This window comes from Dolichospermum flos-aquae CCAP 1403/13F, from assembly GCF_012516395.1.
GTDB lineage: Bacteria > Cyanobacteriota > Cyanobacteriia > Cyanobacteriales > Nostocaceae > Dolichospermum > Dolichospermum lemmermannii.
This window is the reverse complement of the sequence record NZ_CP051206.1, coordinates 3,777,979-3,793,518: the sequence shown is the minus strand read 5'-3', so window position 1 is coordinate 3,793,518 and position 15,540 is coordinate 3,777,979. Positions and strand designations below refer to the sequence as shown.

The 15,540-nt window shown below is 37.7% G+C and carries 12 protein-coding genes; 7 read left to right on the top strand and 5 right to left on the bottom strand.

Annotated features, from left to right (window positions below; genetic code table 11):
• The first annotated feature begins 334 nt into the window (after positions 1-334).
• Positions 335-1,618, top strand: coding sequence for an RNA-guided endonuclease InsQ/TnpB family protein (locus HGD76_RS18315; protein ID WP_168696613.1), 1,284 nt, complete (start codon positions 335-337; stop codon positions 1,616-1,618).
• 5 nt (positions 1,619-1,623) lie between these two features.
• Here the strand turns inward: HGD76_RS18315 and radA are convergent, their stop codons facing one another.
• Positions 1,624-3,141, bottom strand: a complete 1,518-nt coding sequence (gene radA / locus HGD76_RS18310; protein ID WP_168696612.1) for a DNA repair protein RadA — start codon at positions 3,139-3,141, stop codon at positions 1,624-1,626.
• A gap of 172 nt (positions 3,142-3,313) precedes the next feature.
• Between radA and rpaB the strand changes: the two genes are divergently transcribed.
• From rpaB to HGD76_RS18295, 3 genes are all read left to right on the top strand, one after another.
• Positions 3,314-4,042, top strand: a complete 729-nt coding sequence (gene rpaB / locus HGD76_RS18305; RefSeq protein ID WP_015079764.1) for a response regulator transcription factor RpaB — start codon at positions 3,314-3,316, stop codon at positions 4,040-4,042.
• Between the two features lie 128 nt (positions 4,043-4,170).
• Positions 4,171-4,818, top strand: a complete 648-nt coding sequence (locus tag HGD76_RS18300) for a cofactor assembly of complex C subunit B (RefSeq protein ID WP_168696611.1) — start codon at positions 4,171-4,173, stop codon at positions 4,816-4,818.
• A gap of 129 nt (positions 4,819-4,947) precedes the next feature.
• Positions 4,948-5,466, top strand: a complete 519-nt coding sequence (locus HGD76_RS18295; RefSeq protein ID WP_015079766.1) for a DUF456 domain-containing protein — start codon at positions 4,948-4,950, stop codon at positions 5,464-5,466.
• Positions 5,467-5,846: 380 nt separating this feature from the next.
• Here the strand turns inward: HGD76_RS18295 and crtO are convergent, their stop codons facing one another.
• Complete coding sequence (gene crtO / locus HGD76_RS18290; protein WP_015079767.1) at positions 5,847-7,535, bottom strand: beta-carotene ketolase CrtO; 1,689 nt, start codon at positions 7,533-7,535, stop codon at positions 5,847-5,849.
• A 328-nt stretch (positions 7,536-7,863) separates the two neighbouring features.
• Positions 7,864-9,198: a cytochrome P450 gene (locus tag HGD76_RS18285; RefSeq protein WP_168696610.1), complete on the bottom strand. Its 1,335-nt coding sequence runs from the start codon at positions 9,196-9,198 to the stop codon at positions 7,864-7,866.
• A 309-nt stretch (positions 9,199-9,507) separates the two neighbouring features.
• On the opposite strand from HGD76_RS18285, the gene HGD76_RS18280 reads away from it, so the two are divergent.
• A complete protein-coding gene (locus tag HGD76_RS18280; protein ID WP_168696609.1) occupies positions 9,508-11,721 on the top strand; it encodes a phosphoketolase family protein in 2,214 nt (737 codons plus the stop codon).
• Positions 11,722-11,842: 121 nt separating this feature from the next.
• Here the strand turns inward: HGD76_RS18280 and HGD76_RS18275 are convergent, their stop codons facing one another.
• The gene (locus HGD76_RS18275) at positions 11,843-13,408 is read right to left on the bottom strand and encodes an Eco57I restriction-modification methylase domain-containing protein (RefSeq protein ID WP_168696608.1); all 1,566 of its coding nucleotides are present in this window, start codon (positions 13,406-13,408) and stop codon (positions 11,843-11,845) included.
• On the bottom strand, positions 13,402-14,334 hold the full coding sequence (locus tag HGD76_RS18270) for a hypothetical protein (protein ID WP_168696607.1): 933 nt from the start codon (positions 14,332-14,334) through the stop codon (positions 13,402-13,404). Before HGD76_RS18270 ends, HGD76_RS18275 begins: the two co-directional genes overlap by 7 nt.
• 532 nt (positions 14,335-14,866) lie before the next feature.
• Here HGD76_RS18270 and HGD76_RS18265 point away from each other — a divergent pair.
• The gene (locus HGD76_RS18265; protein ID WP_039203455.1) at positions 14,867-15,103 is read left to right on the top strand and encodes a hypothetical protein; all 237 of its coding nucleotides are present in this window, start codon (positions 14,867-14,869) and stop codon (positions 15,101-15,103) included.
• The gene (locus HGD76_RS18260) at positions 15,093-15,350 is read left to right on the top strand and encodes a PIN domain-containing protein (RefSeq protein WP_168696606.1); all 258 of its coding nucleotides are present in this window, start codon (positions 15,093-15,095) and stop codon (positions 15,348-15,350) included. The genes HGD76_RS18265 and HGD76_RS18260 overlap by 11 nt, the downstream gene beginning before the upstream one ends.
• Positions 15,351-15,540: the final 190 nt, after the last annotated feature.

Genomic DNA, 15,540 nt, shown 5'->3' with positions numbered 1-15,540 from the left:
TTTTGTGGGATGGGCAGGATGCCCGTCTTTGATGATTAGCGGGCAAGACTTGTACTGAGCTTGTCGATAGCGCAGCGTGGCGTTAGCCATAGTATGCCCGCACTACAAGAAATTTTTGGGGATTTTATTTCTTGGAAGTCCCTTAATCTACTGATTGTGCAGTTTAGCTTAACCGACAGAAGCCCCACGTCTGACCCGATAGGGCAGCGGGGGATGAATGGCGCGTGAATTAACGACAGTTTTTCGACCAATGCGATAGCAAGGGAGAAAAACATGGAGGCAGTTCACAAATCTTGTGTTATAGTTTTTTATAGTAAATACTTTTCACTCTAATATGTTAAGAGTAGTCAAAGTCAGATTATATCCAGATGCCCAGCAACAGCAATCATTGGCACGAGCCTTTGGCAGTTGTCGTTGGCTATGGAATTATTTTTTGAATTTGATGAACGAAACGTACAAAGAGACAGGTAAAGGATTGTCTGGATACGAAGTTAAAAAGACAATCCCTCAACTAAAGAAAGAACATGAGTGGTTGTCGCTAACTTATTCTCAGTGCTTGCAACAAGTCTGCTTGAATCTGGGGGTTGCATTTAACAATTTCTTTGAAAAAAGAGCTAGATACCCCAAGTTTAAATCCAGACATGGTAAGCAGTCTATTCAGTATCCTCAAAATGTCAAGATTGCCGATAATCAATTAATCCTACCGAAAATAGGGAAAGTATCAGCAATTATTCATCGAGAGATTGAAGGGAAGATTAAAACTGTAACTATCACCAAAAATTGCAGTGAGCAATATTTCGCTGCTATTTTACTTGAAGATAGTAAAGAGAAGCCAGAGTCAATTGTCGAAGGTAAAGCAATAGGCATTGATTTGGGATTAACTCATTTTGCGATTACCAGTGATGGCTCTAAGTTTGATAACCCTCGAATACTGAATAAACACGAGAAGAACTTAAAGATAAAACAACAGCAATTATCTAGAAAACAAAAAGGCTCTAATAACCGAAATAAAGCTAGAAAGAAAGTTGCTAGAGTCCATAGAAAGATAACTAATTGTCGAGAAGATTTTCTCCATAAACTATCTCGTAGGATAGTCAACGAAAGCCAAGTTATTGTGGTAGAAAATCTTCATGTTAAAGGCATGATGCAAAATCACTGCCTAGCCAAATCTATTCAACAAGTTGGCTGGGGAATGTTTTGTACCATGCTTAAATACAAAGCAGAAAACGAAGGGAAGATTTATCAAGAAGTTGATAGATTCTTTCCTTCGTCAAAAACTTGTCATGTATGCCTTAACCAAGTAAGTAGCTTACCACTTGATATCAGGTTTTGGACTTGTGAAAAGTGCCAAACCAAACATGATAGAGATGTCAATGCAGCGATAAACCTCAGAGATGAGGGACTACGAATACTTCGACTGCGCTCAGTACAAGTTTTGACCTCTGGAACGGGGGATAAAGCGATGAAGTGTGGTCTTGGGGGTTTCCCCCATGAACAACTTCATCAAGAAGCCTGTCGCCCAGAAGTAAGTCGCAGTAATAGAGGACGAAAGAAGTCTACTACTGTGCTTTCTGTTGGGCAGGAAGCCCACACTGTACCGTCAGGTCAGTGTGGGTAGTTCACTTATTCATTCTCATCAGGTTCTAAATCTTCTTCTGTCAATTCTTGATGAGGAACAGCCGCAATAATTGCATCTATGACTTTACCTACTGGTAGTATCTCAATCCCAATTTCAGGAAATTTTGTCCCTTTAGGAACTATGGCTCTTTTAAATCCTAGTTTCGCGGCTTCTTTTAAGCGTAGTTCCATTTGGGAAACCGACCGCACTTGTCCCCCTAACCCTACTTCCCCAATTAAGACTGTACCAGGATCAACGATTCGATCGCGGAAACTGGCAACTATCGCTACTGCAATTCCTAAGTCTACCGCTGGTTCTTCTACATTTAATCCCCCCGCAGAAGCAACGTAGGAATCTAATTTGGACATAGGTATCCCTACACGCTTTTCTAAGACGGCGAGAATCTGTACTAAGCGATTATAATCTATGCCTGTACCCGCCCGACGAGGAGATGGGTAACTGGTAGGACTGACTAAAGCCTGTAATTCCACAACTATTGGTCTTGTTCCTTCACAAGCCACCACAATAGCCGTACCCGGAGCCGGATCATCACGATTGCCTAAAAACAGTTCGGAAGGATTATCAACTTCCTTTAATCCTTGGGACACCATTTCAAATATACCAATTTCGTGTGTCGCTCCGAAACGGTTTTTTACAGTTCTTAATAGGCGATGGGAGGCAAAGCGATCGCCTTCAAAATATAATACGGTATCTACTAAATGTTCTAATACTTTGGGACCGGCGATCGCTCCTTCTTTGGTAACATGACCCACAATTAACATCGTAATATCTTCATGTTTTGCCACCTTCATCAAAGCTGCGGTACATTCCCTGACTTGAGCAACTGAACCCGGTGCTGATGTCAAAGCAGGAAAAAACACTGTTTGGATACTATCTATTACCGCTACATTTGGTTTTAGAGAATCTATTTCCCTCAGAATTTCTTCTAAATCCGTTTCTGGCAAAACATACAAATTTGCACCTATACTGTCAGGATCTATCGGTTTTTCCGGATCTTTGTTTTCAGGATCTTCCGTGACTACCGTAGGTGGTTTTGACATTCCCAAACGAGAAGCACGCAATTTTACCTGTTGTCCAGATTCTTCTCCAGTCACATAGAGAATTCGGTATTTTTGCGCCAATTGGTTAGAAACTTGCAGTAGTAAAGTTGATTTACCGATACCAGGATCACCACCAATTAGCACCATCGAACCGGGAACAATTCCACCACCTAAAACTCGATCTAATTCCCCATAACCGGACTCCCAACGAGCAATTTGGCGATCGCTAATTTGGTCAAAAGTCAGAGAAGATCTGGCTTTAGCTGGTTTATTATGAGACTTACTATGACCTCCAGCTTGCCAATTTCCCACTCCAGAGCGGCTAGGTATATCCCCGATAAAAGAACTAATATTTTGCTCAACTAAAGAATCGTAAGTGTCACAATTTGAACATTTTCCGAACCATTGAGAGAATTCCGCTGCACAACTACTACAGATATAAATGGTTTTTGGCTTTGCCATGCTTAAATTTTAGTTAATAATCTTAATTTTTCCTTAAATTTTGGAAAAAACGAACATCTAATAATAGTAATAGTTGGAAGCTCTTTCCAAATCAATTGAGAGCAATGATATCTTAATATTATGATATTTAAAATTAATCATCAAAAATTTTAGTTAAGGAGCATGACAAAACTTGGAAAGTCATAAAGAAAAAATCCTGGTAGTAGACGACGAAGCCAGCATTCGGCGGATTTTGGAAACACGCCTTTCCATGATTGGCTACGATGTAGTGACAGCAGGAGATGGTGAGGAAGCTTTAGAAATATTTCGCAAAGCTGAACCAGACCTAGTAGTTTTAGATGTAATGATGCCAAAACTCGATGGTTATGGCGTTTGTCAAGAATTACGCAAAGAATCCGATGTCCCCATTATTATGCTCACCGCTTTGGGAGATGTGGCAGATCGCATCACCGGCTTAGAATTGGGTGCGGATGATTATGTCGTTAAACCCTTTTCACCCAAAGAACTAGAAGCACGGATTCGTTCAGTCTTGCGACGGGTGGACAAAACAGGTGCAAATGGTATTCCTAGTTCTGGGGTGATTCATGTCAGCACCATCAAAATTGATACAAATAAGCGTCAAGTTTATAAGGGTGATGAGCGCATTCGCTTAACCGGTATGGAATTTAGCTTATTAGAATTGTTAGTCAGTCGTTCTGGTGAAGCTTTTTCCCGCTCAGAAATTTTGCAGGAAGTATGGGGATATACTCCTGAACGCCATGTAGATACTCGCGTTGTGGATGTACATATCTCTCGTTTACGGGCAAAATTAGAGGATGATCCCAGCAACCCTGAACTAATTCTCACCGCTAGAGGTACTGGTTATCTGTTCCAACGCATATTAGAACCAGGGGAAGAGTAAAGTATCGGTGATTGGTGATTGGTAATTGGTGATTGGGGAATATTATTTTCTTCTTCTTCTTCTTCTTCTTCCTCCTCCTGACTCGTGACTCCTGACTCCTGACTCCTCACTCCTCACTCCTATTCCTAATGACCAAATCAGATCCCAATCGAGTTTTACGGCGTTTACCCTTAGTTGTTGGGGGTTTAGGTGCTGTGCTTTTGTTAATGAATCGGTTGTTAACACCGCAACTGACAAATTCCCAAGCACGAGGAGATGTGCTGGGGGTAATTTTGAGTGCGGTGTTAATTTTAACTGGTTTAATTTGGCAACAGGTACAGCCGCGCACACCGGAGACAGTAGAATTAATTGGGGAAGAGGGATTTTTCTTAGATCCAGAATTACCAGAAGCCGCGAAAATAGAATTAGCCTGGGCAACGCGGTTATTATTAACTAATACAGTGACGCGATCGCTCATAGTTTATTATCAAGGTAAAGTTTTATTACGTCGCGGTATTCTGGCTGCTAAATCGGAAGTAGTACCAGGAATAATTTTAAAAAAAGTATTGGAAACACAAAAGCCAATTTATTTAGTTGCTTTGTATGTCTATCCTGGTAAAATCGAATTTGACTATTTACCAGAAAACACACAAGGTGTAATTTGTCAACCAATTGGTAAAGAAGGGGTTTTAATTTTAGCAGCAAATGCTCCCCGCAGTTACACTAAACAAGATGAAAACTGGATTGCGGGAATTGCTGATAAATTAGCTGTTACTCTTGGTCATTCTCGTTCCTAGACTCTGGCTAGGAATGCTAACTTTGAGGCTCTGCCTCCCGTTACTAGCGGCAGAGCCGCGTGATGAACATTCCCAGTCGGAGACTGGGAACGAGATTAACGAGATTATAAAAGTTATAAATTTTGAATTATGCAAATTATTTATTTACTCTTAGTGGCTGTAATGTTCGTAGGGATTATCGGTGCTGTAGTTCCAGCTATCCCTGGAAGCAGCTTAATTTTAATATCTATTATTATTTGGGGAATCGTCAGTAATTCCTTTGCAGCTATCAAAATTCCCCTGATTGTGACAATCATTGTTTTACTTCTGAGTACAGGAGTTGATTTCCTTGCTGGTTATATCGGAGCAAAACAAGCCGGTGCGAGTAAGTGGGGACAAATTGGCGCATTTGTGGGTTTATTACTGGGGTTTTTTGGATTATTACCAGCTTTACCTTTTGGTGGTCCATTATTAGGGATTTTATTTGGACCACTGTTAGGAGCAATTGTTGGTGAGTTTCTTTATCAACGTCAATTATGGCCTGCGGTAAAAGCTGGTATAGGAATCACTGTCGGTACAGTGGTGGGGAATTTGATTCAAGGTGTCTTAGCTATCAGCGCAGTTGTAGTATTTTTGTTGACAACTTGGCCGCAGGTATATGGTAGTTAACCTGGTTGACACTCTCCGGTCTAAAGACGCGGAGATTCTATAGAGAGTTTCAGTCTATATCCCTCAGTTATCCCAGTTTCAGGCAGGGTTCCTTAAATATTTGGGTTCTTGCCCTGATTTCGTTTGCCCTGGCGGGCGAAATCATATCTGACAAGCGTAACTTTCCGAGAGTCCCTCGGTAGCTTTTTATGTCTTTAGTGACAATTTAATTCTATCACGAATATGGATTAAAATTTGAAATAATTTCAAATTTTCAAATTAACGTCAATGCAGGATAAAGGAAAGCCTCTAGCCTTCATCCCTTGTCTAAAGCCCAAATGTGGCTGACTCAGGAAGCCACATTTTCAAGGGTTTTCGGCGTTCTTCCTTATAAAAACCGTCTATCCAAATACCGAATTAACTGTAGACTTAATTGAATTTCGAGCATCCTTTAAAGCCTGACTAAAAGGTTGCTTATTCTGCAAAAATACCCTCGCACAATTGCGTCCTGGCATACCGGAAATTGAGCCACCTGGATGTGTTCCTGCACCTGTTAAAAAGAGATTATCAATGGGGGTTTTATAATTAGCTAATTCGGGTAAAGGTCGGAAAAAGATCATTTGATCCATTGTCATATCAATATGATAATAATTCCCTTTGTATGCCCCTAATCTTTCTCCTAATTCTGCCGGACTTTCTACTCTTCTAGCGATAGTTGCTTTCTTCACATTGGGGGCGTAAGTTGCTAATTTGTCAATTACTCTATCTGCAACTTTGTTTTTCAATTCATCAGTCCAACCTGTCCCTTTTAAACCTGTACCTTTTGCATTAGCAATTTGATAAGGAGCAAAAAATTCAATCCATAAAGTATGTTTACCAGGTGGTGCTAAACTAGGGTCAAGGGCGCTAGGCATGACGAGATACATGGAGGGGTCAGAATCGGGAATTTCGCCAATTGTACATTTATTATGAGCCTGTTCTACATGATTCATGGAATCAGCAATTAAAATTGAACCAATGAGATATTCATCTTTATGATCATGATGAGAAAAATGCAAAGGTTCATCTAATGCTAAATCTATTTTCAGAATGGTTTCATTGTTATTGATAATCCGTCGTTCTAACCTTTCCCACAAATCAGGATCAACGGCATCAATATCACTTTTTTCTGTCATTTGTAAGAATAATCTTTGAGCATCAATATTAGAAATTACTCCCTGTTTTGCTCGATATTCTTTACCACCTGCTACCCTAACTCCTACCGCTTTACCATCATCAATTAAAATCTTTTCTACGTGCTGGTCTGTGAGAATTACCCCACCTTTACTCTTAACTAATTTCACCAAAGCTTGCACCAATGCACCTGTACCGCCGCGAGGTCTAGCCATTCCAGGATTATGACGCATAGCCATCATCATCACCCCAATTGCCAGATTTTTTTGAGAAGGTGGCGCACCTAATTCTGATGCTAATCTAGATAGGGGAGCTTTGAGAAATTCTTCATCAAACCATTCATTAAGAATATCTTCGGCGCTGTTTAACATTGTTCGCACAAAATCAAAACTTTTGGCGGGAGAACCAACTACAGAAAATAAATCTTTAACTTGTTGCAGATTGTAGTTACCGAAAATATCTATAATTGATTTGGGTGGGGCATTAAACATGGGAATCATGGCGTTAATTGCCCGTTGCCAATAATTTGTAAACTCGGCGTATTTTTTAGCATCTCTTTCATTATAACGAGCGATTTCTGCACAGGTCTTTTCTAAGGATTTATGAGCTAAAAAATATTTACCGTCGGGGTGAGGACAAAATACAACTGGGTCACAATCTAGATATTCTAAGCCATATTTTGTCAGTTCTAATTCTTCTACTACTGGACCCAAATGAATAAATTCATGGTCAATGGCACACAAGTTAAATTTAAAACCTGGTGCTTTGTCTGGGATACATTCTTCTGTTGTGGCTGCACCACCGGGAACAGGACGTTTTTCTAGTAGTAAGACGCTATAACCTGCTTTGAGTAAATAAGCCGCACAAACTAAACCGTTGTGTCCAGCACCGATGATGATAACGTCGTATTCTTGCATATCTCTTATGACATAGAAACCTGGCTTTTTTATATTATTAATATTTACGGCAAATTGCAAGTAAATTAGGTAAAATTTTAGTGGAGATTAGTTACAATAATATAGCAATCCTATTTGAGTTGTTGTCGGAGAACGAACCACAGAGGCACAGAGAGCGCAGAGGTAGAGAAGGAAGAGATATATGTCTACGGCAGGTTATACAAATACGTCTTATTTAGGATTACTATAGATCCCCAATTTATTCAATAAATCAGGGATCTTGTTTGAGAAATTATTGCTGTTAAACTGTGACTGTTTCTAAATTTACAGATTCTGGTTGACGAAGATTCTAAATTTCTAAATTTATGGGACCATTTGGACCTGTAACTAAACCCCGTCTTTGTGGTTTAATTTCATCGGTATTAACTAATTTCATTGACCATGTTTTCAGAACTTTAGCTAATATTAATTTCATTTCCATTTGGGCAAATGCTAAACCGATACAACGTCTTGCACCACCACCAAAAGGTAGAAATTCATAGGGAGAAAACTGTTTTTCTAAAAAGCGTTCTGGGTTGAATTTTTCAGGTTGAGGATAAATATCTTCCCGTTGATGAGTTAAATAAATTGAACCCATAATAATTGTACCTGCTTCAAGTTGATAACCACAAAGAGAAATAGGTGTTTTTACCTTTCTAGGAAAAGTGAGCATTGCTATGGGATAAATCCTTAATGTTTCATTACAGACAGCAGTTAAATATGGCAATTTAAAGATAGTATTAGAATCAGGATTTTCTCCTAAACTATCCAATTCGACTAATAGCTTTTCTCGAACTTCCGGGAGTTTATGAATCCAGTAAAAAGCCCAAGAAATAGTTGTGGCTGTAGTTTCATGACCTGCGACTAATAAAGTCATCAATTCATCTCTTAATTCTGCATCAGTCATAGGTTGACCGTTTTCATCTTGAGCAGACATAAGTAAATTAAGAATATCTGTGCGATTAGGATCAAAATTTTCTCTTCTTTCTTGAATTTCCTGATAAATGAGTTGATCAGCTTTTTCCTGTTTCTTCATTTGTCTTTTCCAAATTTCAGAAATTCCTATGATTTCTTTCAATTTGGGAAGATAGAGAAAAGCAACTCTCCAAGGACTGCTACCCTGTTCTAAAATTTCACAAAGTAAATGTTTAAGTTTTTCTGCTCGTTCTCCTTCATAAATGCCAAAAACAGCTTCCATCATTACCTGAAGAGTGATATCTTGGGTAATGTTCCTAATATTAAAAGATTGATTTTTTGGTTGTTGATTAAAAACTTTTGTGGTAATATTCTCAATTAATTCTGCATAAGTTCGCATTCTTTCCCCGTGAAAAGGAGGCATAATTAATTGACGTTGACGTTGATGTGCTTTACCACTAAGACTAATGACAGAATTTTTGCCCAGTAAATATTGAAAAATACTGTTTAAATCTCCTGGTGCTTCCAAGTCTTTTTGATCATTACTTAACACCTGCTGCATTGCTTCAGGAGAATGAACAAATAACATTGGTGGTAAATTACTTTGCAATTTTAAAGTGAATAAATCACCATAAGTCTTGGCACATTCTGTCAAATAACTCATGGGTCTGAATATCCAGTTTAAAACTTGAATAGTAGCTGATACTTTTGGTCCTGGTAGTAGTTGCATAACTTTCTCCTGTTTTGATTACACAATTAATTACAGAATAACTCAACTTCAACTATAAACCCTTGAGATTTGAATTTTCACAAGATTATAAAAAAAACTAGATGTGTAGGGGTTTAGCACTGCTAAACCCCTACGTATACTGATGTAATGACATGAAAGGAAAAACAAGTAATCATGTGAGATGAGTATTTAACCTACTTATGGTGATATTGCGAAAAAGCAATTAACTATTAGATCCTTAAAGATGTAAAATTTTGGTTATATTAAACCAGAAACTCAAGTTTTTCCGATTTTATTCAGGTACTCAACATGACAGTAATTACGACAAAGGCAGCTTCCGCAGTTCCAAATTTTTGTGAAGGGATACAATATTTTGGGGAAGCATTGCCAGATTTTGAAACTTATGGGGCAACACCAGCGATCGCATCTGGTAATATATCTATAACAGATGCCACAGATACAACAGCAGTATATCAAACCTTACTGGCGGCTGATGCCCTACGCTATCTAACCCTACAAATCACTGCTAGTAAGGCTTCTGGCCATCCCGGCGGTTTTGCCAGCCAAGCGGAAGCTTATGCAGCTTTGGTCATGCTGGGACATAAAAACATTATCACGGAAGTGGGACACCACGCCCCCGGTTTTTATAGCGCCATGTTCTTAGACCGTTCCTTAGAAGACATGGGCATTTCTACAGTACAACAATTGCGCGATCGCTTTCGAGAAAAGCATGGATTATTAGGACACCTTTCTGGCTACATTCCCGGTATTCTCGCACCGGCTGGACCCCTGGGACAAGGACAACATTTCGCCATGGCCGCAGCCCTGTTGCACCGTGACAAACTCTTCCCCTTCACTGTGGGAGACGGGGGACTGGGTGAACCCTATATCATGAGTTCAATGGCACATTTCAACACCGCTTACCCCACCGTTACCAACTTCTTACCCGTATTGGTGTGGAACGGTTACAGCCAAGAACACCACAGCATGGTATCCTTGAAAACCAACGCAGAGATGATCGCCTATTGGCAAGGTAACGGTTTTGCCGAAGTTGTATTAGTCAATGCCAAAGATTTTGACGACCAAAATCAAGCCGGTGAATACGTTGATAGTACCGCATTTTCTTTTGAGAAACGCCTAGAATTTACCAAAGCGGTATTAGTAGGTATGGATAAAGCTGCCCGTTCTGCACTTAGCGGTAAATTGACGGTATTTATTATCAAACAACTCAAAGGGGCAGGGGTTCACGCCTTGGGGGCAAAATCACACAACCTCTATCCTAAAGATACATTAGACGCGCCCCATATTGTCACCGCATTACAAAAACGGGCATTATCAGCCGCAGCATGGCAAATTGTGCGGACAAATGCGGAACGGGCTGGAGGTGGTCCGGCTGCGAAAACTGTGGTGACAGAATTTGAATTACCCTTAGCAGATTTAGGGGAATTACCATTAGAAGAATATAAGGTTAGGGCAGTTCCCCAAGTGGCGACAACGGCAATGGGAAGGTTAGTGGGAATAGTAGGAAATAAGGATAAAAATTTCCTCGTGACTAATGCTGACGGTAACGAAGCATCAGGAATTGCTAACATTAACCAAGCTTTAAAAATCAATCACCCCACCACTGATGATTTATATAATCAAGCCCCAGGAGGTCAAGTTTACGAACCTTTGAGCGAAGATGCTTGTGCCGGATTAGCGGCTGGTTTATCCTTGATGGGGGCGAGAACTTTGTGGTGTTCCTATGAATCTTTTGCCATCAATGGTTTACCAATTTGGCAAACAGTAACCCAAGCAATGGCAGAATTACGCCGTCAAACTCCCTCGACAATTACATTATTTACAGCCGGGGCATTAGAACAAGGACGCAACGGTTGGACTCACCAAAGACCAGAAATAGAAGCTTATTTTGCTTCTTTGATGAGAACAGGAAATGTCTTCCCTTTATTTCCCCCAGATGCTAATAGTATTCAAGTCTGTTATAACTGGGCTTTGCAAACAAAAAATAAGGGCATTGTCATTACTGCTAGTAAGTCTCCTTTGCCAATTCGTAGCACTTTTGCCCAAACTGAAAAAGGCTTAATTGATGGTGCGGTGTTATTACATGAAGTGGCTGGTGGGAAGACTGTTGTATTTGCTGTAATTGGCGATTTGACTTTAATTCCTGTGTTTGAAGCGGCGGCATTTTTAGAAACTGAAGGTATTGGTGTGAAGATTGTTTCTATTATCAATCCTCGTCGTTTATATCGTCCTCATGATACTGCTTGGGATACTTGTTCTGAACCTGATAACGGTTTTTTAAGTGATGCCGATTTTGAGCAATTGTTTGGTGGAGATGCCTTAATTGGTGTGACAGGTGGCGCTGCGGCGATGTTAGAACCAATCATGTTACGCAGTAATTCTAAGCGTGATTCTTTTGCCTGGAAGCGTGGGGAAACTACGGCAAGTGCGGGTGAGTTGATGGCTTTTAATGGTTTGACTGCGGAAGCGTTGACTAAGCGGGCTATTGAGTTGGTGCATTAAGGATTAAAAAATAAATTTTTAGACTGTAACGTAGATAGAATAAGGTATATTTTTAAAGGAAATTTTATCTTATTCTATTTGCGGTTTTTATGTTACAACAAGACAAACACATTCTATAATTTTAGAACTGTGAAAGAAGATTGATAACAGATGTATCTACCATTTTATGAGATACCTGCTTATGAACATATTTCATAATAGAATCAATAATTTCTTGTTGTAGAATTTCACATAATACTTGTTTATTACCTTGTTTGAGTTCTACTAGTAATTCTTGAGTTTTCAAAGAGATATATTTTAGAGTATCCTCATCTGGTAGAATTACAGGAGTTTTTAAAATATACCTAGCAGAATTATTTGCAGATGGGTTAATATCTTTTAAGCAAACCCAAAATACTGGCGAGTTACAATAAGCTAATAGAAAATATAAATCAACTGAAGATTTAGGAAAAATTCCTACTATAGATTGATCAAAAAGACTTTCCTCAATTAATGCAGCCGTAGGACGTTTAGATGTCACCATAGGAAAGCCAATTCCTGTTTTAAAATAGTAGGATGAGTTTTGAAATCTTGATTTTTTATTTGTTTTATAATGTTCAACTGCATCCTGACTCCAATCTACATACCATTGAGTTGGTTTTACAAAATTATAACCACCACCTTTAAGAACAGGAATAAAATGCTTTGATCCTTCTATTCCATTTAAAGGACTTTTTAATGTAGAAGGTTTAGTTTCAATACAAGTAGAATTAACGACTAAATAATCAGGAGAACCTTTGACTAAAGCAGATGCTTTCCGCAGAAAAACTCTATCATTTCCTGAGTAGAAACCTGTCACACAGTCAGCAATATCAGCCATTTTAGTTATATTATTTGACAAATTATTAAAAACTGATTCATTAGGCGATATAGGAATAGATAGAGATTCACTATCAAAAATATTTTTCTGAATGATATTATTACCATGAGATTTGATATTTGGAGATTCTGTAAAATCTCCTAAAGATTTAATATATCTTACGGAAAAAGAATGGTTCGATTTTGGTTTTTCAGCACGTATAGAAATAATACAAAGACCAGCATAACCAAATGAAATACCAGGAAATAGAGATGAACGAAAAACATCTACACTTTCAATAGTAAATTTTTCGAGAAGATAACGTCTAATAGTAATATGACTGTGAAGATATAAAAAAGTGTCAGGAATAATAAATACAAGTCGTCCTTTTTCAGCAAGCAATTTGAGACAACGTAGTAGAAAAATAGTATATGTCTCTTTAATATAAAATCCTGGATATTTTCTTTTTAATTCTGTACGACGCTCGTATTCTTGCCAACCTCCATAGGGAGGATTTCCCAAAATTTTTGTAAATTTATGACCAAAAGATTCGCATAGGTCTAAATCTGGACAAAAAATTGTATCACGTTCTCGTATTTCTACATTTTTAAATTTACTAAACTTTAATTTGAGACTTTTTGCGTGTTCAGGATGTAATTCATAAGCGACAGATGATATATCTTTATTAATACCAAGTGCTGCTGCTAAAAGATGTCCTTCTCCTGCACAAGGTTCAAGTAGTTTATCATTCGTTTCTAGTCTCAATAGTGAAACCATATATGAAGATAAAGATTGATCTGATGTAAAATAAGTTTGGTATTTATCTCTATATCTTGTTTCTATTACCATTGTAAATATCCCATTAAATTAAATTTCTCAAAATCACTTACTGTTGTACTTAATAAATCATTTTGCCAATCAATACTTGAATTTATCCAGGTTCGCATATCAAAATTTGTAAAATCACCAATTTTTTCATAAGCTTCATCACCACAATATGCATTCCAAACATGAGACTTTTTTAAAGTTCTAAAGTAATTGTTATTCAAATCTTCTTTAGCGCGAACGAGCAGAATATTACTATATTCATCTTCTAAATTACAATAAATAGTTGCTACCATAAGCAGTCGGTTGGTATTTCCTTTCTCATTTGAGCCAAATCCACTTTTAAAATCTATATTGAATCTTTTACCTCTAATAATAGCATGAAAATCTAACTCAAGACTTATTTCACCAGAATCTACTAGCACCCATACTTTTTCATAATAATTGATAAGTTCATATTTTTGTTCTTGAGAAATGAACAAAGTATCAATATATTCTTCAATATCTTTTTTTAGATTTTTTCTGACTTCAGAAAAAAGTGGTGGTACAAAAGAGGTTAATTCTGCTGCTTTTGGCGGGTACAAAAATGGTAATCTTACAAAATTTTCCCAAAGCTCACCAATTCGTCGAGAAAATGCCATATATTCATAAGGCCACACTTCATGACGTAAATCAAGCATTACTACATGAGCGCAATAAGTAGTGAAAAGAAGTGAGGAAAGTTTATCTTGATCATTCCAATTATTTTGATTTGCAGTTTCAATAATTGTATGTAAAAAATCATTCTTAGTTTTATTGATTGCTTTATTGATATGAGGAGTTATTTTTTGATAATTTTTATTACCGACTTCTCTTCTAATTTCAGAAAGTTTTTCATTTCCTAATTCTCTAAAATATTCCAACAAAGCAGATTTATTTTGGGTATTTTCTGGAGTTATTTGAAATGTCATAATTATTGTTCCGTTATTTAGCTTTGTAGTATACAGCGTATTATGATATAGGAAATAAAATAATAACAACGAAAATTTAATAATATTTAATAATTTCGGGAACCACCATTAATAACGTACTTATTACAACCCAAAAACCCTGTATCTGTTCACATCATCTCACCCAACCATCACCAACGATTAGTAGGGCGATCGCAGTCTGAAAACGTTACCCTGTATCTGTTTACCTTATCTCACTCAAGCATTACTAGGGATTAGTAGAGCGATCGCAGCCCGAAAACCTTACCCTGTATCTGTTTACATTATCTCACTCAACCATTACTAGGGATGTTTAGGGCGATAGCGAAGCGCTGCTGCAAGCAGTTCGCACCTGAAAACCTTACCCTGTATCTGTTTACATTATCTCACTCAACCATTACTAGGGATGTTTAGGGCGATCGCGTAAATATTCACCTCACCTGAGAATTATCGGTGCGTAGTTTATAATAAGATCATACCGAAAAATTTTATATAGGATTTAAGGTTATTCATAATGCTGCAAATTATCCAAGCAACCTGTACCAATGGTGAACTTATTTTGAATGAAAAACTAAGTTCCGAATTAGAAGGTAAAACCATACAAATCATGATTCTCGAACCCGGCGAATCTACACAACCAATAGATTTTCAAGAATCGAAAATACAGCAATTCTTAGCGCGAGTTAATAACTACTCCTTCCCACTTCCCCCAGACTACAAATTTAATCGAGAAGAAATTTATGATAGATAAAATTTTTCTCGATAGTAATCTCTGGATTTATCTCTATGCTAAAAATCCGCCAGAAAAATCCCAGAAAGTTGCAGAAATTATCAAAAATTATTCTTCATCGCTGTTAGTTAGCACTCAGGTTTTAGGAGAATTATTTCATGTTTTAACTAGAAAAAAATTCACATCAAAAACAGATGCAATTACAATCATATCAGATATAGTGAATACTTTTCCTGTTCAAGCAATTAACACAACAGAAGTTATATAAGCATTAGAAATCAATGCAAAATATAACTACTCTTATTGGGATAGTTTGATTATAGCTACAGCTTTATTAAGTGAATGTTCCATGATTTACTCAGAAGATATGCAACATAATCAATTAATAGAGAATAAAGTAAGAATTATCAATCCATTTGTTTGATTTCATATCTTTTTAATTACTGTAGGGTGGGTTA

Coding starts and splice junctions, on each gene's coding strand:
- HGD76_RS18315 (WP_168696613.1), top strand. CDS start 335: ATGTTAAGAGTAGTCAAAGTCAGATTATATCCAGATGCCCAGCAACAG.
- radA (WP_168696612.1), bottom strand. CDS start 3,141: ATGGCAAAGCCAAAAACCATTTATATCTGTAGTAGTTGTGCAGCGGAA.
- HGD76_RS18300 (WP_168696611.1), top strand. CDS start 4,171: ATGACCAAATCAGATCCCAATCGAGTTTTACGGCGTTTACCCTTAGTT.
- HGD76_RS18295 (WP_015079766.1), top strand. CDS start 4,948: ATGCAAATTATTTATTTACTCTTAGTGGCTGTAATGTTCGTAGGGATT.
- crtO (WP_015079767.1), bottom strand. CDS start 7,535: ATGCAAGAATACGACGTTATCATCATCGGTGCTGGACACAACGGTTTA.
- HGD76_RS18285 (WP_168696610.1), bottom strand. CDS start 9,198: ATGCAACTACTACCAGGACCAAAAGTATCAGCTACTATTCAAGTTTTA.
- HGD76_RS18280 (WP_168696609.1), top strand. CDS start 9,508: ATGACAGTAATTACGACAAAGGCAGCTTCCGCAGTTCCAAATTTTTGT.
- HGD76_RS18275 (WP_168696608.1), bottom strand. CDS start 13,408: ATGGTAATAGAAACAAGATATAGAGATAAATACCAAACTTATTTTACA.
- HGD76_RS18270 (WP_168696607.1), bottom strand. CDS start 14,334: ATGACATTTCAAATAACTCCAGAAAATACCCAAAATAAATCTGCTTTG.
- HGD76_RS18265 (WP_039203455.1), top strand. CDS start 14,867: ATGCTGCAAATTATCCAAGCAACCTGTACCAATGGTGAACTTATTTTG.
- HGD76_RS18260 (WP_168696606.1), top strand. CDS start 15,093: ATGATAGATAAAATTTTTCTCGATAGTAATCTCTGGATTTATCTCTAT.